General features: G+C 71.5%; 14 protein-coding genes. 2 read left to right on the forward strand and 12 right to left on the reverse strand.

Translation table 11 applies throughout. The features are described from left to right. Positions 1 to 2: 2 nt before the first annotated feature. From IE307_RS15550 to IE307_RS15560, 3 genes are read right to left on the reverse strand one after another with little or no spacing between them, the layout of a single operon-like run. Entirely contained in the window at positions 3 to 1,346 is a 1,344-nt protein-coding gene (locus tag IE307_RS15550) for a cytochrome P450 (protein WP_191298657.1), read from the reverse strand. Next, complete coding sequence (locus IE307_RS15555) at positions 1,343 to 3,004, reverse strand: FAD-dependent oxidoreductase (RefSeq protein WP_191298658.1); 1,662 nt, start codon at positions 3,002 to 3,004, stop codon at positions 1,343 to 1,345. The genes IE307_RS15550 and IE307_RS15555 overlap by 4 nt, the downstream gene beginning before the upstream one ends. Next, a complete protein-coding gene (locus IE307_RS15560) occupies positions 3,001 to 3,531 on the reverse strand; it encodes a DUF5987 family protein (RefSeq protein ID WP_191298975.1) in 531 nt (176 codons plus the stop codon). The genes IE307_RS15555 and IE307_RS15560 overlap by 4 nt, the downstream gene beginning before the upstream one ends. A 641-nt stretch (positions 3,532 to 4,172) precedes the next feature. Here IE307_RS15560 and IE307_RS15565 point away from each other — a divergent pair. Further along, positions 4,173 to 4,886: a helix-turn-helix domain-containing protein gene (locus IE307_RS15565; RefSeq protein WP_308436364.1), complete on the forward strand. Its 714-nt coding sequence runs from the start codon at positions 4,173 to 4,175 to the stop codon at positions 4,884 to 4,886. Between the two features lie 66 nt (positions 4,887 to 4,952). On the opposite strand, the gene IE307_RS15570 is transcribed toward IE307_RS15565, so the two are convergent. The 9 genes from IE307_RS15570 to IE307_RS15610 form a co-directional block, all read right to left on the reverse strand. Further along, positions 4,953 to 5,462, reverse strand: coding sequence for a flavin reductase family protein (locus IE307_RS15570; protein WP_229904732.1), 510 nt, complete (start codon positions 5,460 to 5,462; stop codon positions 4,953 to 4,955). A gap of 20 nt (positions 5,463 to 5,482) precedes the next feature. Further along, the gene (locus tag IE307_RS15575) at positions 5,483 to 5,920 is read right to left on the reverse strand and encodes an acyl-CoA thioesterase (RefSeq protein WP_191298660.1); all 438 of its coding nucleotides are present in this window, start codon (positions 5,918 to 5,920) and stop codon (positions 5,483 to 5,485) included. Between the two features lies 1 nt (position 5,921). Further along, complete coding sequence (locus tag IE307_RS15580; RefSeq protein ID WP_191298661.1) at positions 5,922 to 11,654, reverse strand: type I polyketide synthase; 5,733 nt, start codon at positions 11,652 to 11,654, stop codon at positions 5,922 to 5,924. Then, positions 11,651 to 12,688, reverse strand: a complete 1,038-nt coding sequence (locus IE307_RS15585; protein WP_229904733.1) for an enediyne biosynthesis protein — start codon at positions 12,686 to 12,688, stop codon at positions 11,651 to 11,653. The genes IE307_RS15580 and IE307_RS15585 overlap by 4 nt, the downstream gene beginning before the upstream one ends. Further along, positions 12,685 to 14,544, reverse strand: a complete 1,860-nt coding sequence (locus tag IE307_RS15590; RefSeq protein ID WP_191298977.1) for a CRTAC1 family protein — start codon at positions 14,542 to 14,544, stop codon at positions 12,685 to 12,687. The genes IE307_RS15585 and IE307_RS15590 overlap by 4 nt, the downstream gene beginning before the upstream one ends. A gap of 47 nt (positions 14,545 to 14,591) precedes the next feature. Beyond that, positions 14,592 to 15,575, reverse strand: a complete 984-nt coding sequence (locus tag IE307_RS15595) for a DUF1702 family protein (RefSeq protein ID WP_229904734.1) — start codon at positions 15,573 to 15,575, stop codon at positions 14,592 to 14,594. A 92-nt stretch (positions 15,576 to 15,667) separates the two neighbouring features. Beyond that, positions 15,668 to 16,636, reverse strand: a complete 969-nt coding sequence (locus IE307_RS15600) for a DUF1702 family protein (protein ID WP_191298663.1) — start codon at positions 16,634 to 16,636, stop codon at positions 15,668 to 15,670. 76 nt (positions 16,637 to 16,712) lie between these two features. Then, complete coding sequence (locus IE307_RS15605) at positions 16,713 to 17,354, reverse strand: MerR family transcriptional regulator (protein ID WP_191298664.1); 642 nt, start codon at positions 17,352 to 17,354, stop codon at positions 16,713 to 16,715. Continuing rightward, positions 17,324 to 18,295 (reverse strand): hypothetical protein, encoded by a 972-nt coding sequence (locus tag IE307_RS15610; RefSeq protein ID WP_191298665.1) that lies wholly within the window; start codon positions 18,293 to 18,295, stop codon positions 17,324 to 17,326. The genes IE307_RS15605 and IE307_RS15610 overlap by 31 nt, the downstream gene beginning before the upstream one ends. 78 nt (positions 18,296 to 18,373) lie before the next feature. Between IE307_RS15610 and IE307_RS15615 the strand changes: the two genes are divergently transcribed. After that, on the forward strand, positions 18,374 to 19,438 hold the full coding sequence (locus tag IE307_RS15615) for an NAD-dependent epimerase/dehydratase family protein (protein WP_229904735.1): 1,065 nt from the start codon (positions 18,374 to 18,376) through the stop codon (positions 19,436 to 19,438). Positions 19,439 to 19,503: the final 65 nt, after the last annotated feature.

Consider the following 19,503-nt stretch of genomic DNA (forward strand, 5'->3'; position numbering starts at 1 on the left):
GTTCACCAGTCGGACACGGTCATGGGCAGGCCGTCCCGCATGCGCAGCGTCAGCATCGGCTCCGGCACCGCGGCCCGTCCCGGCACGCCGGTGAGCCGCATCGCCCTGGTGACCGTCGCCAGCACGAACGTCGCCTCCATCATCCCGAGGTGGTTGCCGACGCAGTAGCGCGGCCCGGCGCCGAACGGGATGTAGGCGTAGGTGGGCCGGCCCGCCGCGTCACCGGTGAAGCGGCCGGGGTCGAACCGCTCGGGGTCCTCCCAGAACGCCGGGTGCCGGTGCAGCGTGTACGGGCAGATCAGCACGTCCGCGCCGGCCTCGACGCGGTAGCCGCCGATCACGTCGGCCTCCCTGGCCTGGCGCGGCAGGATCCACACCGGCGGGTACAGCCGCATGACCTCCTGCAGCACCGCCGACGTGTACGGCAACGCGTGCAGGTCCTCGAACACCGGCATGCGGTCGCCCAGCGCGCCGACGACCTCGTCGTGCACCGCGGCGGCCACGTGCGGATGGCGGTCGAGCAGGTGGAACGCCCAGCTGAGCGTGCTCGCCGTCGTCTCGTGCCCGGCGAGCAGCAACGTCACGAGCTCGTCGCGCATCCGGACGCGCCCTACCGACGGGTCGACCTCCGCGCGCGTGGACTCGACCAGCCGCGACACGACGTCGTCACCGCCAGGCCGCGCTCCGTCGGCGACGAGCCGGTCCACCACGCGCTGCAGGTCGGCGCGTGCGCGCCGGAACTTCAGCTGGCGCGGCAACGGCATCCACGTCGGCACGGCGCTGAGCGACATCATCTCGAACATCGCCTGGTCCTGCACGGCCTCGAACGACGCCCCGAGCGTGTGGAACTCGCTGAGGTCGGCGTCGAGCAGCACGCGCCCGAGCACCCGCAGCGTCAGCTCCGTCATCTCCGCCCGGATGTCGACGGTCTCGCCGCGGAACGACCGCAGCCTCTCCGCCGTGTCCGCCGCCTCCTGCGCGATCACCCCGCCGTACCGCGCCATCCGCTTGGCCTGGAACACCGGCTGGATCACCTTGCGCTGCTTGCGCCACAGGTCCCCGTCGCTGGTGAGCAGGCCGTCGCCCAGCGCGCGCCGGGCGTGCGTCAGGCCGATGCCCTTGACGTAGTTCGCGGCGTTCTCCGCGAGGACGTGCTTGGCGTGGTCGGGGTGGTTGAAGTAGTTCAACGTCTTGGGCCCCAGGGGCAAGCGCACGACGTCGCCGTAGCGGGCGGACATCGACGACATGACCTGCAGCCGGTTCCTGGCCATCTTCGCGAGCACCGCGAGGGCCGCCCGCCGCGGTGGGCCGGGAGCCACCGCGGCGGAGGCGAGTGCCGCCGTCATTCCGACACCACGTGCGAGACCAGCGGGAGAACGCCGTTGCGCGCCGAAGTCTCCCCGTCCGGCGAGGGCGCCCCGTAGGACACGTCGACGCCGCGTTGCCGGGCCGCCCGCACGATCGCGGGCACCGCGCGTTCGGCCAGTGCCGCGATCGTCATCGCCGGGTTCACCGTCAGCGCGCCGGGCACCGCGGAGCCGTCGGTCACGAAGATGCCGGGGTGCCCGCGCAGTTCGTGGTTCTCGTCGAGCGCCGACGTCGCCGGGTCGTCGCCGATGCGGCACGACGAGAGCGGGTGCACGGTGTAGGCGCCCACGACGTCGTTCGTCCACGGCATCACGCGGGACATCCCGTCGCGTTCCAGGATGTCGCGGACGGCCTCGTCGGACTCCGCCCAGCCGCGCCGCGTGTTCTCGGTCGGCCGGTAGCTGATCGTGCCGCGGCCGAGCATCTGCTGGGAGATGCGGTGGGCGTTGCCGGTCGGCGGCGGCGGGCCGAAGACGCCCTCGTTGTCGTCCTCGGACATCGTGAACACCGTCAGCCACGACTTCCAGCGGCGCAGGATCTCCTTCTTCTCCACGCCGAACCAGGACGGGCCGGTGGCGTCGGGGGCCTGGGCGAGGATGGTGCCGAGGCCGGGCGGGAAGTACAGCTGTTCCAGCGAGAACCGCGAGTACTCCGGCAGCGAGCCGTCGAGCCGGTCCCAGCTCGCGACGCACGGGCCGCGGCCGATCTGGTTGGCCTGGAAGGTCGTCGCCTCGTCGATGCTGATGCCGAGCACCTCGCGCACCCGGTCCTCGTTCAGGATCGCGGTGTTGAGGCGCTCGCCGTTGCCGGAGAAGTACCGTCCGGCGGCGTGCGGCATCGCGCCCAGGGTGGGCTCGGACCGTTGCAGGATCACGGGTGTGGCGCCGGCGCCGGCCGCGAGGATCACGATCTTCGCGTCGATCGTGCCGCCGCCGGTGGAGACGCGGTAGTCCTCGTTGTCGATCACGTTGTAGTGCACGCGATAGCCGCCACCGTCCGTCATGGACAGTTGCTGGACCTCGTGCAACGGGCGGATCTCCGCGCCGTGGGCGAGGGCGGCGGGCAGGTAGTTGAGCAGCAGCGAGCGCTTCGCGTCGAACTTGCAGCCGGACATCATCCAGTTGCAGTTGGTGCACAGCGCGGTGTCGATGGCGGCGGGCACCGGGTTCGCGGTGTGGCCCGCGTGGGCGCAGGCCGCGCCGAAGAGGCCACCGCCGTAGGTCATCGTGTCCCAGTCGGTGGTGCTGATCGGCAGGGCCTCCGCGACCCGGTCGTACCACGGTTCGAGGCTGTCCCTGGAGATCGCGGCGGGCCACATGCGCCGGCCGATCGAGCCCTGGCGGTCGAACACGAACTTGGGCGCTCGGGGCATCGCGGCGAAGTAGACGACGCTGCCGCCGCCTACGCAGTTGCCGCTGAGCACGCTCATGCCGTCGCCGACGACGAACTCGAACACGCGGGTGGACGACGAGCCGAGCCGGAAGTCGTGGTCGAACTCGTCGGCCTGCAGCCAAGGGCCGCGTTCGAGCACCACGACCTTCGCGCCCCCGGCGGCGAGGTGGTAGGCGGTGATCGCGCCGCCGAACCCGCTGCCGATCACCACGACGTCGGTCTGCTCCACTGTGGACGCACTCATGCCGGGCTCCCTGAAGATGTCGTGTCCGGGTGGCGCTGCGCGAGCGGCTTTCCGTAGGTGTAGTCGGGAAACCGCCACACGCCGTCGGGGTCCGGCGGCGCGAACCCGATCGTCAGCAGCCCGGGATGACCCGCCGCGATCGCGTCGGTCGTGTGCATGTGGGCGCCGGTGTCGAAGGCCATGTTGCTGAACAGCGCGATCCCGACCCAGGCGTCCTTCTCGGGGTGGCCGGGTGTCGTCAGCAGCTGCACCAGCGCGGTGCGGTCGGCGAACGGCAGCGCGACGAACGCCGGGAGCGCGGGATCGAGTTCCGTGCCGTGTTCGGCCGCGTACGTCGCCGCGTGCGTGTTCAGCAGGCCCGCGAGCGGGTCCAGCAGCGCGGCCATCCCGCCTTCCGGCATGCGCAGCAGCTCGATGGCGCCGGCCGCCACGGCACCGGGACCGGCGCTCGCCCCCGCGACCGCGACGTCCTCCGGCCACCTCTTCTCACCGGGCACGATCGTGTCCGCGAACGCTTCGAACGTCATCGTCGTGACGTCGTTCTGCCCTGTCCCCGTTTCGGTGGCGGTCACGTGCGCGTCCTCCTGTCCTCTTGGGTCGGGCGAACGCCCGTCGATGGTGCGAGCAATGACTTTCACCGGCCGAACAACCCGTTCGGCGGAAGACGCGGAAGGCGGCCTGTACTCGGCCCCGGCTTTCCGCGACACCATTCTCGCGAGCATCGCCCGAACGGCGCATCTCCCGGATTGCGGTCTCAGATGAATTGGAGCCCGGACAGGAGGTGGGATGATCCCCTTGTGCGCACGGAGAGCGACAAAGCGCTCAACACCCCTGGGAGCGGGCCCACAACTCCAGGCGGTCCAGATCATTGGACTGTACGGACCAGCAGGCTTTGTGCCCGGCAGTGCACGACCATGCTTTTCGTTCATAGCAAAAACGTAGAGGTGACATAGGCACCGCAAATCGCCTACCGAGAGTGAGGAGATCTGCCGGGCGCTATGCCGGAATCGCACCTTGCCTGGCGTTTTGCCCGCTGCTAGCTTCGGTTGGAGCGATTCCAACGCACTTTCCCAACAACCGGATAATCCACCACATCCACCGCAATGGCCGAATCGGGGGGCCAATGGACAAGCTCGGTGAACAAGCAGTGGCAAGGGTCGTCGGCGCCATGCAGACGAACCTGGGCGAACGCATAACCATCGACGACATGGCGAAAGTCGCCATGTTCAGCAAATTTCACTTCACCCGCGTGTTCCAGCGCGTTACCGGAGTATCGCCGGCGCGTTTTCTCTCCGCGTTGCGGCTACAAGAGGCCAAACGGTTTCTGGTGGCGACGGACCTGAGGGTCACGGAGATCAGTCACCGGGTCGGCTACAACAGCCCGGGAACGTTCAGCTCGCGGTTCAAAATCAGTGTCGGACTCTCCCCCACCGAGTACCGGCAGCTGCGCGGCCGCACGACCCGCATCTCCGTCGACAACCGCAGGAACATCATGCAGCGGCGCACGAGCTCGGTCAGCGGCCGGATCCACTGCCCCGCCGAGTGCGAGCCCGGCCCCACGTTCGTCGGCTTGTTTCGCGACCCGATCCCGCAGGGCGCGCCGATCAGCTGCGCGGTGCTGCCGGGGCCAGGTCACTTCCAGCTGGAGAACGTGCCCGAAGGCGCGTGGCACCTGCTCGTCCACACAGTGCCGCCGGGCAGCGAGCACACGGCGGACCGCAACCCGTCCGTGGGCTCACACGGGCCGTTGGTCGTCTCGAGCAGCACGGTGGCGCACGTCGTGGACGTCGTCCTGCGTCCCATGTCGGCCATCGACCCGCCGGTGCTCATGGCGTTGCTCGACGTCCGCACCACCGCGCTGGAGGCATCCCGCGCGAGCTGAGCGGAGACGGGAAGAAGGCGGGCCGCCGGTGGCGACCCGCCTTCTTCCGTTGATGTGCAAGGTGGTTCAGGCCGACAGGCCGGAGTGCTCCAGCGCGTGGAAGGCGCCGTTGAGGAACAGCAGCGCGGTGCGGCCGGCGGGACCGTCGGCGGCCAGGAGCCTGCCGAGGAAGATCGTGTGGTCACCGCCGTCGTAGGTGCGCCACAACGCGCACTCGAACCGGGCGAGCGCGCCGCCGATCAGCGGCGCGTCGATCCTGCTGCCCGGCACCCAGTCCACCTCGTCGAACTGCGCGCGGCCCGCCGGACGCCACCGGCTGGCGAAGTGCCGTGCGACGTCCTCCTGGTCCGCGGCGAGCACGGACACCCCGAACGTCCCCGCGTCGGTGAGGTGCCCGTGCATCGACGCGTCACGACCGACGCACACGAGCACCAGCGGCGGGTCGAGGGACACTGACGTGAAGGAGTTCGCGGTCATGCCGTGCGGCGACGGGCCTCCGACGGTGACCACGGTGACACCGGTCGCGAACGTGCCGAACATCCGTCGCAACGTCTTCGGGTCCTCGAACTCGTTCATGCGGGCCTCCCCTGTCATGATCAGGCCGCCGCCGGCGCGTACCGCTCGAGCGCGAGGCGCAGCGAGTCGGGCACCCGCGCGGGCCTGGTCGCGTTGTTCGGGCCGCGCATGCACGCCACCCGCTGGGCTCCCCGCGCCACGAGCTTCTCCGACCCGTCCGGCCCGGCCAGCACGTAGTCGAAGCCGAACTCGACCTGCGTCTGCGCCAGCTCGACCAGGGTCATCCTGACCGCCAGCTCGTCGAACGCGGTGAGCTCGGCGTAGAACTCGCAGTCCACCTTCAGCGTGAAGAGCTTCAGGTCGTCCTGCAGCTCGGTCAGCACGTCGGGGGCGTGCCGCACCAGGAACATCTCGCGGCACCGGCCCTGCCAGCGCAGGTAGTTCACGTAGTACACGTTGCCGACGAGGTTGGTCTCCTCGAAGCCGACCGTGTGCCTGATCTCGAAGTACGACTCCACGTCAGCTCCCCTCCGCCAGCAGCACTGCGGCCACCACGGGTTCCGCGACCCCGCGCAACCTCGTCACCAGCGTCGCGATCCTCAGCCCCGGCGCCGTGAACACGCGCCAGCCCTCCGGCCCGCCCGGCTCCGGCGTGAGCGGGGTGTCGAGCGAGAGACCGGCCTTCTGCAGGCACTCGACGGCGGACCACACGCGGGTGGCGGCCACCGCGAACGGCTCACCGGCCTCGGCGAGCAGTGCCGCCGTGCGGTGGCGGCGGCCGAGCAGCCCTTCCCACACCTGGTCCTCCTGCTCGGGCACGTCCTGCAGGTCGCAGGCCGTCACGCGGTCCGCGGCCACGCACAGGGTGACCCCGGCGGCGTGCGACGCCGACACGATCAGCCCACCGTCGACCTCCGGCCGGCCGTCGGCCCGGTACCGGACCTCGGTCTCGCGGCCCAGCACCCGGCTCACCGCGAGCGCCGTGCTCCTGCGCCGGACCGCCCGGTCGGCACCGGGCTCGCGGTCGGGTTCCACGACCACCGCGACCCGGTGGCCCAGCAGCTCCTCGACCTCCCGTTCCAGGTGCGAGCCCAGCAGCGGCGCCACCCACGGACCGGCGGACCCCTTGCGCCGCACGGCGCGCAGGTGCAGGCCCTCCCAGCGTTCGACGACCTGGTCGCCGTTGAGCACCGCGATGTCGTAGACGTAGGTGTCACCGTCGCGGTGGCGTTCGGTGGCGCGCATCCGCACCTCGCCCGCGCCGAGTCCCGAGCCCGCGGGGTGCAGGCGGTCGATCCGTTCGGGCAGCAGCGTGCCGTCCGGGACGCAGACCTGGTTGCCGTGCATCAACGCGTCCCGCATGCCGGGGTCGGCCAGCAGCAGGTCGGCGGGCAGGTAGCCGGCGAACCCGTCCGGGTTCGGGCTCACCGCCACGTCGGCGTCGACGTCGCGCGCACGGGCCTCGTGGAAGCGCCGCAGCCGTTGGAACCTCGGGCCCTGGAACATGGTGTCGCCGTACAGCTGCGCCGCCGGGTCGAGCGCGACCGGGGGCAGACCGGTGTCCACCACCGGATCTCCCTGGGGCACGGTCGTTCCGTACGAGAGCCGGGCCACGAAGTGGTCCGCCTCGAACGCGGTCTCGGAGCTGCGGATCGCGACGTCCACGACGTCGTCCGCGGTGAGGACGGCGGCGATCCGGATGGTCGTCGTCCCGCGCGGCGGCACCACGATCGGCCGGAGGAACCGGATCCCGGACAACGCGGGCGTGGACTCGCGCCCGGTGAGCGCCGCGGCGACCTGGGTCATCGCCTCCATCCCGTAGACGGCGGGGAACAGCAGGTTGCCGTCGAGCAGGTGGTCGGTGAGGTAGAGGTCGGTGCCCGCGTTCAGTTCGACCTCGGTGACGAGCTCGACACCGTGGTAGCGGACCAGCGGCTTGTCCACGAACCGCAGCAACGGCAACGGTGGCAGGTCGTGCCGCACGGTGTCGACGCCTTCGGTGCGGCCGCTGACCACGACGACGTTCGGCGTCCGCGGGTCGACGAGCAGCCGCCGCAGGATCCGCACGCCCTCGTCGGGAGGGATGGGCGCTACGCCGTCGCGCGAGAGCGACTCGACCACGGCGAGCCGTTCCCCCATGCCGACGCCGGACCACACCGACCATTCGAGACACAGGGCCCGGCAGGACGGGTGGGCGTCGGCGAACTCGCGGGTGAGCGCGGCCAGCCAGTCGTTGGCGGTGCCGTAGTGCGCCTCGCCGCGCAGCCCCGAACGGCCGATGATGCTGCCGAACGTCACCAGCAGCCGCAACGACCCCGCGTCGACGGCACCGAGCACCGCGCGCAGGCCGTCGAGCTTCGGCGCCATCGTCGACCGCAGCCGTGCCGCGTCCACCGCGGGCAACGCGGCCGGCTCGTTGCGCCCGGCCCCGTGCAGCACGGCGGTGACCGGGCCGAGCGCGGCCTCCAGCTCACCGACGGCGGCCCGCAGCCGTTCGGCGTCGGTCACGTCGGCCACCGCGTAGGCGACCTCGACGCCCCTGGCCCTCATGCGGTCGAGGTTCGCGGCGAGCTCCGCGTCCGCGGAGGGCTCGGACCTGCCGAGGACCGCCAGCCGCACTCCCCACTCCTGCGCGAGCGAGATCGCGCACTCGGCCGTGATGCCCTTGCCACCACCCGTGATCAGCAGCACGTCGGTGTCGGTGAGCGGCCGGACCTCGGCGGACGGAGCCACCGGCAGCACCCGCATCGTCGGCACCGTGCGCGTCATCTCGCGGTCGTAGCGCGCTTCGCTGAACGCCGTCGTCGCCAGCACCTCGGGCAGCACGACGTCGGAGCCGGCACCGGCGGGCAGGTGCACGACGGTCACCCGCACTCCCGGTGCCTCCAGCCGCAGCGTCTTCGCCATCGCCGCCGCGCCCGTGTCGTGCTGCACCAGCACGAACCGGCCGTCACCTCGTGCGGCCGCGGACTTCGCGCCCCGCAACGCCAGCTCCAGGTGCCGTTCCTCGCACTCCTCGGGCAGGCACACGAGGACGCCGTCGCCGGCCGCCCCGCGTTCGAGGTCGCGCCGCAGCCGTTCGGCGAACGGGTGGTCGTCCTCGGCGTAGAGCTGCCACTGGCCGTTGTCCTCGGCAGCGGCGACGGGCCGCAACCGCACCGGGTCGTCGTCCACGACGAACGCCCGCGCCCACGGTCCGGCACCTGTCACGACGGCCGCCGCGGTGTCGGTCTCCCTGGCCGTCGCGCTCAGGTCGTCGAGCGCCTCGGCCAGTTCCCGCACGGTCGCGGTGGCGAAGTTCGTCGGCGCGCTGGCGGGCGGGATGCCGAACCGCTGGGCCGCCTCGTTGACCAGCTGGCCCACGGTGATCGAACTGAGGTGCAGGTCGTCGAGCAACCTGCTCTCCGGGGCGACCGCCTCACTCGGCAGTTCTGCCCGCGCGGCGGCCATCTCCCGCAGGACGTCCACTGTGGACGTCGCGGTGCCGGCGACCGTCATGCCCGCCACGGCCGTCACGACCAGGTTGGCCGCACCGACCGACGACTCCGGCGCCTGCTCGCAGGGACTCGCGAAGAACGAGAACTCCTGGCCCACCTGCAGCGGCCGCACGAGCCGGTCGGCGAACAGCGCCGACAGGTCCAGCGCGGCACCGGCCACGTGCGCAGCGCCGACGACTCCGAGCAGAGACACCAGTGACTCGTCGTCGGTGTCCAGCGCGACGACGGGCACCTGGGCCACGTCAGCAGCGAGCGTCGTGAGCACCCGGCCGGGACCGACCTCGACCAGCAGGTCCGCGTCCTTCGCCGCCACCCCGACCGCCTGCGCGAACAGCACGGGGTCGGTGATCTGGGCGCGCAGCAGTGCGGGAACGTCGACGTCGGCCGGCAGCGCCTCGCCCGTCACGGTCGACACGACGTGCCCGCCGACCGCGCCGAACGTCTCGGCGCGGAGCTTCGCGTGCAACGCGTCGGCCGCCGGTGCGACGAGCGGCGAGTGGAACGCGTGCGAGACCCGCAACGCCGTGCCCCGCACGCCTTCCTCCGCGGCCGCCTCGACCGCGGCCGACACCGCCGCCTCGCTGCCGGCGACGACTGTCTGCTGTGGACCGTTGAACGCGGCGATGACCACCGGCAGGTCGCGGACGAGTTCGCTCACCACCTCGGCGGACGCGTTGAGGCTCGCCATCGTGCCCGAGGCGCTGTGCTCGGTCATGGTCGCGCCGCGCACGGACGCCACGCGCAGCAGCGTTCGCTCGTCGATGGACCCGGCCCAGTGCAACGCGGTGATCTCGCCGAGGCTGTGGCCCACGGCGACGTCCGCCGTGACGCCGAGCCCGGCCAGCACGCGCAACCCGGCGACCGAGCCGGTGACGATCCGGGGCTGGGCGACGGACGTGGCGACCATGTCACCGGACGTGGGCAGCGCCGCCCGTTCGTAGACCTCCCGCGCGGCCCTGAAGCGCCTGCGCATCGCGCCGCCGCTCGTTCCCCGCCCGGAACCCTGGCCGGGGAACAGGAACCCGACCGTGGCCGGTTCCGCGACGTGGCCGAGGAAACCGCGGCCGTCCGGCGCGAACCACGTGACCGCACCGGAGTTCGCGGCCTCCAGCACGCGGGTGAGCCCCGCCACGGCGTCCTCGGGCGAGCGCGCCACCACGGCCGCGCGGTGCGGCAGGTCCGACAACTCGCCGTGCAGCGTCGCCGCGAGATCGCCGAGCTGGGCGTACGACACCTGTGCCGCGAACGCGGCGAGCTCGGTCAGCCTGGCCCGCAACGCCTCCGCCGACTCGGCGTCGACCAGCAGCACCTCGGCGTCCTGCGCGGCTGAGGAGATCTCCAGAGCACGGGTGTCGGGTGCCCGCAGAGGTGCGGACGACTCGAGCACGACGTGGGTGTTGATGCCGCCGAAGCCCATCGCCGTGATCCCGGCCCGCAGAGGGGCTCCGGCCGGCCACGGTTCGGCGTTGCGCAGGACGCGCAGGGTCGCCTCGTCCCCGGTCAGCACGGGGTGCGGCTCGACGCAGCCGATCGTCGGCGGCAGCGTCTGGTGGTGCAGCGCCAGAGCGGCCTTGATCAGACCGGCCACGCCCGCCGCCGCCTTGGTGTGCCCGATCATGCCCTTGATGGTGCTGATCGCGGCCGGTGCCGCGTCCGGGTTCGCGGCGGCGCGGGCCTGCGACAACGCCCGCAGCTCCGTCGCGTCACCGACCTCGGTGCCGGTGCCGTGGCCCTCGAACATCGGCACGGTGTCGACGCCGAACCCGGCCCGTTCGTAGGCGCGGTCGAGCGCGAGCCGGTAGCCGCTGACCTCCGGGCGGGTCATGCCGCCCCAGCCGTCGGACGACACGCCCCAGCCGGCGACGGTCGCGTAGACCCGTTGGTGCGGCTGGACGTCCTGCTCGCGCATCAGCACGACCATGCCGCAGCCCTCGCCCGGCCAGAAGCCGTTGGAGCCGCGGTCGTACACCCGCATCTCCGACCGCGCGAGCGCGCCGGTCTTGGCGAAACCGACGATCTCGAACGGGTCGATCGACAGGTCGACCCCGCCCGCGACGGCGACGTCGAGGTCGCCGTCCACGAGCCTGCCCGCCGCCGTCGCCACGGACAGCAGCGACGAGGAGCAGGCGCCGTCGACGGTGTAGCCGCCGCCGTTGAGGCCGAAGTAGTTGCAGACCCGGCCGGCGATCGTGTTCGCGAGACCGCCGGCGAGGCTGTCCTCGTCGATGGCGGGGAACGGGTTCTTGTAGGTGGCCTCGAGGTCGGCGAGGAAGCCTTCCAGCTCGGCGTCCGCCCACCCGCGGGCCTTGAGCGACGCGGCGACCGTGCGGCGCACGTACGGCCACCGCAGCCGCATCAGGTTGGCCCTGGCGAACTCCCCGGTGAGCGTGTTGCCGACCACGACACCGGTGCGTTCGCGGGGAAGACCCTCACCACCTGCGAACCCGGCGTCGGCGAGCGCCCTGCCCGCCGTGTCGAGCGCGAGCCAGTGGGTCAGGTCGGTGGAGCGGTAGGTGCTGCCCGCGATCCGGTGTGCCACCCGGTCGAACTCGTAGCCCTCGATGACGGCGGCCGTGCGGGCGTAGAAGCGGTCGGGCGTCGCGGGGTCCGGGTCCCAGTAGTCCTCCAGGCGCATCCGCTCGTCCGGGAGCCGCCGGAACGCCCTGCGGCCCGCGAGCGCGTTCTCCCAGAGTTCCGCCGCCGACGTCGCGTCCGGGTAGCGGCAGGCCACACCGACGATCGCGATCTTCGTCATGCCGGTACGACCTCCTTGCCCAGTGTCGACGGGGGCGAGACGACCTTGCCGTTCTCCGTGGAGGCCTCCGCGTCGGTCTCGGGGTCGGTCTCGGCCTCCTTCGCCGCGAGCGCCTGGCTCGCCTCGAACTGCTCACGCGACTTGTTCACGAAGTGGAGGCCCCACAGGAACATGCCGCGGATCAGGCACACCAGCGCCGTCGCGAAGAACAGGCCGTACGCGATGTGCACACCGGTGAAGAAGCCGTAGGCGAGGGCCACGCCGCCACCGAACGCGATCTGCGAGAGCGGCTTCGACGGGCTCGTGCCGGGGTCGGTGATCATGTAGTTCGTGAACAGCACGAACGCGACGCCGGTCATGGTGAGCAGGGCGCCGGGGATCGACGTGCCGAACAGGATTCCCCTGACCACCGACTGCACCACGAAGAAGAACAGCCACGCCATGATCAGCCACATGCGGCCGGTGAGCTTGGCGTTGATCATCGTGCCGGCGGTGACGATGATCGCGGGGATCAGCCAGTCGAACAGGCCGTGCACGTTCTCGGTGAAGTGGTAGGGCGGCACGATGCTCGCCCAGGGGAAGATCAGCAGGATGATCGCGATGCCGAAGTTCGACGGGTTCATGTAGTGCCGCAGCCGGCCGCGCACCGGTGCCCGCAGCACCCACTTCGCGCCGACGGCCACGGTGACGCCGAAGATCATCACCCAGACCTGGTCGTTGACGTAGATGAGCATGTTCATCGCGAGGCTCGTGATGTGCGCGGGGAAGAGGAACTCCACCATGCCGCGCACGCCGCCACCGAGGAACCTCGGCGCTCGTCCGTCCATCCTGGACCCGACGAGCTCCAGCACGATCTCGACGGTGTAGCCGGTCAGCACCGCGATGAACGGCCAGAGCCACGGTTGCTCGAACCCGAGCACGGAGTAGCCGATGATGTTGAACACGGTCATCGACATCGCGAAGTTGCGCAGTGCCTTGATGACCTTCGGGTCGTGCCGGGGCACGGTCGCCGCCACGTCCGCCACGTCCGTCACCTCTCCTTCGCTTCAGTGCCGAGTTCGAGCGTGTGCCTGCCGGGGCGGAGCGTCACCGTGTCCTCGCGGGTCTCGCCCGAGCGGTCGCGCCAGTTGAGCCGCACCTCGACGGGTCCGTCCGTCTTGCCGAGTCCGATGTGGACCTCGTGGCTGCGCTTGCCGGAGTGCCCGCCACCGCCGTCGACGTGGCCGATGAACGTGCGGCCGTCCGCGGTCTTCGCGGTGACCTGGGCGCCGACCGCCGGCGATCCGCCGTCGTGGCACAGCCGCAACGTCAGGGCGCTGCCCTGCGACGGGCCGGAGTTGCGGTAGAACACCGGCTCCGCCCACTGCCGTGCCACGGCGAAGTCGAGCTTGCCGTCGCCGTCGGCGTCCCCGGTCGCGATGCCGCGGGTGGGCACCGGGATGGCGAGGCCGAGCTGCTCGGCGACGTCGACGTACCGGTCGCCGTCCTTGACGTAGAACGCGAGGCGGTGGTTGCCGCCGACGTCGTCGCCGACGGTCACGCGCGGCCAGGACACGGGGTGGCGCAGCGCGAGGTCGTTGGCGGTGGCCAGCTCCTGCAGCTGGGGCCACCTGTTGACCTGGCCGCGGACGAAGCCGGTGGCCTGGGCGATCGCGGGTTCACCGGAGTTGGCGAAGTCGGCGATCTTGACGTCCCAGCCCCAGCCGGACCACGCGGTCCCGGCGGGCGCGCTCACGTCCTCCCACGGCGCCTCGCTGTTCGAGAGCTTGGCGCGCAGCACGTCGCGGTCGCCGGACTGGGACATGAACTGGAAGTTGCTCTCCTGGATGCCGTACGAGGTGGTGATGTTGCTGACGAACATGTCGTAGACGCCGTCGCCGTTGAGGTCGCCGAAGTCGACGCCCATGCCCTTGAACGAGTCCTTGCCGACGACCTTCGACTTCGGGGTGAGCGCGGTCCGCACGCCCTCCACCGGCGCCAGCACGATCCGGCCCGGCGTGGACCTGTTGTGGAACATGCGGTCGGGGCCGAAGTCGTTGGCCAGGTACAGCTCGGGCAGCAGGTCGCCGTCCACGTCGGCCGCCGAGGCGCCGAGCTCCCAGCCCTTGGACGAGTCGAGGCCCTGCACGCCCTCCTGGACCTCGTAGCGGGCTCCGGTCGCCGACGCACCGGTCCAGCGCAGGAAGTAGTTCTCACCGCCGTTGTAGGCGGCCGACATCGAGTCGTTCATCTCGACGCCGCCGCTGACCGACGAGTCGAGCACCGGGCCGTGCGGGAAGTAGTTGCCGATGAAGATGTCCTCGTGGCCGTCACCGTCGAAGTCGGCGACCGCGGCGGCGTTGGTGTTCCACTGCGGACCGCTGTAGCGGCCGGACGTGGAGTTGCCGCCGGGCACCAGTTCGGTGGCCGTGTAGGAGTCGGCGGTCAGCTTGTCCTGGCCGTCCTTCGCGATGTGCACGATCGGCGTGCGGCCCCACAGGTAGACCAGCAGGTCCACGCGGCCGTCCTCGTTGAAGTCGCCGGGCACGCAGCCCATCGGCGCCATCACGTCGTTCATCGGCAGGGTGCCGGGCGAGAGCGCGAACGCCTCGTAGCGCTCCTCCTTCGCTCCGGGCGCCGGGGTGACGACGACCTGGTCGATCCGGGGGTCGACGATGCACAGGTCGTTGGACAGGCTGTCGCCGTCGAGGTCGTTCATCGCGATCGCCGCGCCGACCGAGGAGATCCAGCCGTCGATGTGGGAGTAGTCCTTGTTGACCTTGCGGATCGTCTGCTGGTCGAACCCGCCGGGCAGCGAGATCGACATCGAGGTGAAGCCGTAGCCGCTCGCCACGTCGCGCTTCTCCGCCTGCGACGCGGCGGGCAGCCGGGCCATCAGGAAGGTCACCATCACGAGAACGAGCGCCAGGATCCCCGGCAGCTGTTTGCGGGTCCAGTTCACTGCTCCACACCTCCTGAGTGGACGTACTGGTCGGCGAAGCCGCGTCGCCACGACTCGTAGGCGGGCACGTCGTCCTGCACCGGCCCGGCCGGCTTGAGGGCGCGCACCCGGTGCGCGGCCTCGTCCGCGTCGGTGCCGCAGAGGACCTGGGCGGCGATGTGCGTGTGGTCGGTGGCGAGACCCGCGAGGACGCGGGCCTCCGCGGCGAACGCGCTGCCCTGGGCGACCACCGCGCGGTGGCGTCCCGAGTGCTCGGCGAACCAGCGCAGTTCCTCTTCCCCCGCACCGCCCGCGTAGGTCGCGGCGAGGCCCGCACCCGCGTACAGGTCGGCCCGGCGGGTGTCGGGGAAGCCCTCGACCAGTTCGGCGACCTGGGCCGCGTCCGCACCGCCGACGAACCACAGCGCCCGCCCGATGCCCTGGTCGATCGCACGATTCGCGTACCAGGCCGGGCCGCTGAACGGCCACGGGAAGTCGGGCTCGCGGTAGTGCCGGTGCACGTACTTCTCGGTGTGGAAGTACGCCTGGTGGAAGCCGTAGCCGTCGAGCAGGAGCCACTGCAGCAGCTCGTCGCTCACGGCGAGCTTCGGCCAGCGGAACCTCGGCACGCGGGCCATCGCCCAGCCGACCCCGACGTAGACCATGTAGACGTGCTTCCCGCCGGCTCCCGCGAGGAACTCCGCCACCCGGCCACCGCCGCCGAACGGCAGGGCGTCGAGCGTGGCGAACCCCATGCCCGCGCCCTCGTACGCGAAGCCCCGGAACTGCGTGGGCACCGTGTCGAGGTGCCGCTCCGCGTCAGCGGGCGCGCGCGCCTCCACAGCGGTCGCGAACCCGAAGAGGAAGTTCCGGCCGATGCTTTCCAGCAGTTCTTTCGCGGCCTCGTTCTTGTGGTGGAATCCACGTACTGCGAGCGTGGCCTCCGAACTCTTCGGCGTCAGCAAACGACGCCGCAAAGCGCGCAATCCCGCCTTGGTCACGATGCACTCTCCCCAAACCTCACAAATTCCCGTCATCATTCTTTGTCGCACCGAGGCGGTCTGACATCTTCCAGCATGCTCGACCGCTTTTCTCACGTCGTGAAATGTGCGCGAATTCGACCGCGCCATCGTTCGTATTCGGGCTCGGGACCCGACTCGCCGGTGGGCACGGAGGCGGTCTCGACGAGCGTGACCGCGTCGGTGGCGCTCAGGTCGCCCAGCGCGAGGACGGCGTCCTCCGCGTGGTCGTCGACGTGGCCGGCCGCCGCCTTGGCCATGACCGCGAGCGCCGCGCCGAGCGCGAGCTGCGGCCCCTGCTCCCCCGCCTCGGCCCGCAGCCAGGCGAGGTCCTCCGGGGTGGCGCCGCCCGCGAACGTGGCGGCGAGGCCGACGCCGCTCCACAGGTCGGGCCGGCGGTGGCCGGTGAACGCCCGCACGGCGCCGGCGACGGCCTTCACGTCCGCGCCGTGGATGAACCACAGGGCGCGGCCCAAGCCCTGGTCGAAGGCCCGCGAGAAGTAGGACGGCGTGCCCTGCCACGGGTAGGGCTTCGGTGGTTCCTGCCCGGCGACCCAGCGCTTCGGGTGGAAGTAGGCGCGGTCGAAGCCGTAGCCGTCGACGGCGAGCCAGGTGATCGCCGGGTGGTAGCGCACGCCCTCGAGGTCGGGCACCACCTTGCGCCACAGCGGCCGCGGCAGCCGGGCCATGGCGAACCCGATGCCGATGTAGGCGAGGAACAGGTGCGGGAGGCCGTGCCCGCGCAGCAGGTCACGGGTGCGCTTGCGGCCGTCCATCGCGTCGAGGACGGTGCAGGCCATCGTCGCGCCCTCGTAGGCGAACCCGCGCAGTTCGGGCGCGACGAGCGACAGCCTGCGTTCCAGCTCCCACGAACTCCGGCAGTCGATTCCCCATTCGAATCCCGCGATCACGGTCTGCGGAATCTGCTCCAGCGCTCTGGTCGTTTCCGATTCCACAACGGTGAACCCGCGGGAGGCGAACGTGACGTCCGCCAGCGCCGGTGCGAACACGAGCCTTCTGATGGAACCGAGCACCGACGACATTAGCGCTCCTCTTCTAGGCTCCTCTCATCTTCGGGCCAGTCTGTGGCAATGTGCATCTTTCCAATTGCGGTGACGGTCAGCCGTCACCGTTCATGAGGTCGTGACCGAGCCTGCGGGCGGCGGTGAGCGCCACCGTGCCCAGCACGACGGACACCAGCAGCCTTTCCGCGCACTCGCGGGTCCCGCCCGCGTCGCGCGCCTGGTCCGCCTCGGCGGCCGCGACCGCCGCCCCGGCCCGCAGGTAGGCCTCCAGCAGGGCGTCGTCGGGTGCGTGCCCCGCCAGTTCCAGGCCCGCCAGAAGACCGGCCAGCTCGGCCGCGGCGGCGTTGTCGTCCGCGACCCTGCGACCGTCCCTGGCCAGCACCTCGCCGACGCGGTCACGCCACTTCGCCCGCGCCCGCTCGTCGGCCTCGGCCGGGGTGTCGCGGGAGATCGCGGTCAGCACGTCCGGCACGCTCCGGCCCCCGCCGCCGACGAGCTCGGCGACCGCGGCGACGGACAGGCCGCCGCGGTCGATGAGCGCGCGCACGACGCGGAGCCTGCGCACGTGGCTCTCGTCGTACCGGGTCTGGTTCGGCCCGGTCCGCCTGCCCGCGTGCAGCAGGCCGGACCGCAGGTAGAACTTGATCGTCGGGATGCTGACCCGCGTGAGGCTGCTCAGCCCCGCGATCCGCAGGCCGCCGGTGCTCACGCCGCCCATGGCGCCGTCGGGTACCACGGGATCAGCTCGCGCCGGGCGAGCAGCCGCACGTCCCAGTACAGGAAGGTGAAGACGCCCACCGTGATCAACGCGACGCCGGTGATCACCGCGAGCCGCACCGGCTTCTCCGTCAGCCACCGCCGGGCGCGGTCGCCGAGGAACGCCGCCGTCGCCACGAGCGCCAGCGCGAGCACCACGATGTTTCCCAGGGACTGCAGGCAGAACGCGGCGGCGCCGTAGAGCGGGTTGCCGCTCTCGGCCGCGTCCCGGAAGAGCTGCCGGAACAGGCCGAACGGGCGGCCGATCAGGAACCCGCCGATGAGCACGCCCATGAACACCATGGGGGCGTTGGGAAAACGCCTCGCGATGCCCGCGAACGGGTCGCGGACCACACCGAGCGCGGCGAGGCCGAGGTAGGTCATCGCCAGGCCGATCACGCCGAACACGACCAGGGACTGCACGCTGCGGCCCGACAGCGTGCCCATGACGTTCTGCGCGGTCGAGAACTGCGGCATCGACGTGCCCACGAGGCCGACGATCACGCCGTAGACCGCGGACACCGACAGCATGCCGGCCGAGAGCCACAACAACGGCCTCAGCGCGCCGCGGACCCGTTCGGCCCGGCTGCTCGAGCCGCCCAGCATCGGCGCCATCGCACCGAACGCGGCGATGTTGCACGCGGTGAACGTGCCCGCGAGGCCCGTGACGAACGCGAACGCGATGCCGGCGGCCGTGCCGGCGATCGGCGTGGCCTTGGCGTCGTGGCCCAGCAACGTGTTCGCCACGTTGTCCCCGATGGTCGAGTCCACGAAGTGCGCCGACCACACGACCGTCAGCACGAAGCCCGCGAGCGCGCTCAGCGCGACGATCAGTCCGCGCCTGCGCGGGAAGTGGCCGTTGACGAACGCGGATGTGGCGATCGGCCGCACCGTTGCCGGTGTGGGGTGCTTCGTCGACATGGATGTGCTCCTCCGCCGCCTGGATGAGTCCACAAAGGACTCGCGCTGCTGCGCCTATCACAGAATGGAGGTGGCGTGGTGCCGATCGCTTATCCCAGAGTGCGCGGTTGCGTCGAAGTGGACATCGCACTCTCGAAGAAGCACCGCCGCCGCCGCGCGGGCAGGCTGGCGATCGTCGTCGCGGCGGATGGGGTGCGGATGCTGGTGAGCGTGACCGGAGGGACGGGTTTCGTCGGATCGCACTCGGTCGCGGCGGTCATCGCGGCAGGGCACCGGGTCCGGCTGCTCGCCAGGGACCCGCGGGCGGTGCCGGAGGTGCTGCGCCCGCTGGGCGTCGACCCCGCCGTCGTCGAGGTAATCGCCGGTGCCGCGACGGACGCGGGCCGGGTGGCCGAACTGGTGCGCGGCGCGGACGCCGTGCTGCACGCCGCCGCCGTCTACTCGTTCGACCGGCGCAGGCGCGAGGAGATGCGGAGCACCAACGTGATCGCCACCGAGACCGTGCTGGGCGCGGCCCGGCGCGCGGGGGTCGGGCGGATCGTGCACGTGTCGAGCTTCGCGGCTCTCGATGGCGCGGTGCTCGACGAGAACTCCGCCGTCTCACGGTCTTCCGAGGCGTACGCGGCGTCTAAGGCCGCGGCCGAGGTCATCGCCCGGGAGCACGGCGCCGTGATCAGCTACCCGCCCGCGTTGCTCGGGCCGCACGACCCACGGCTGGGCGACCAGACCGCGCGGCTGCTGGCCACGCTGCGCGGGCTGATGCCGATCTGGCCGACCGGGGGCTTCCCGCTGGGCGATGTCCGCGACACGGCGGCGATGCACGCCCACCTGCTCACCGGTGGTCCGGCCCGGTGCTTCGGGCCCGGCCGGTTCGTCTCGACGCGCGACTACCTGCGGACGTTGCGGGAGGTCACCGGCCGGCGGTTGCCCGCGGTGTTCCTGCCCGCCGCCGCACTGGTGCCGGTGGGGCTCGCGGCCGACGCGCTGCAGCGGGTGTGGCCGTGGCCGATCCCGGTGCAGGGCGGGGCGATCCGCACGTGCCGGGAGGCGCAGCGCGTCCCCTCGTCCGGACCGGCGCGCCCGCTGGCGGAGACGATGGCCGACGCGGTGCGCTGGCTGCGCGACGCGGGGAGGGCGGCATGACCGATCTGTCGGAACGCTCGCTCCGGCCGGTCGACTTCGTGCCGGTCGCCGTGCCCCGTCCGTCA

This window comes from Lentzea cavernae, assembly GCF_014653695.1.
GTDB lineage: Bacteria > Actinomycetota > Actinomycetes > Mycobacteriales > Pseudonocardiaceae > Lentzea > Lentzea cavernae.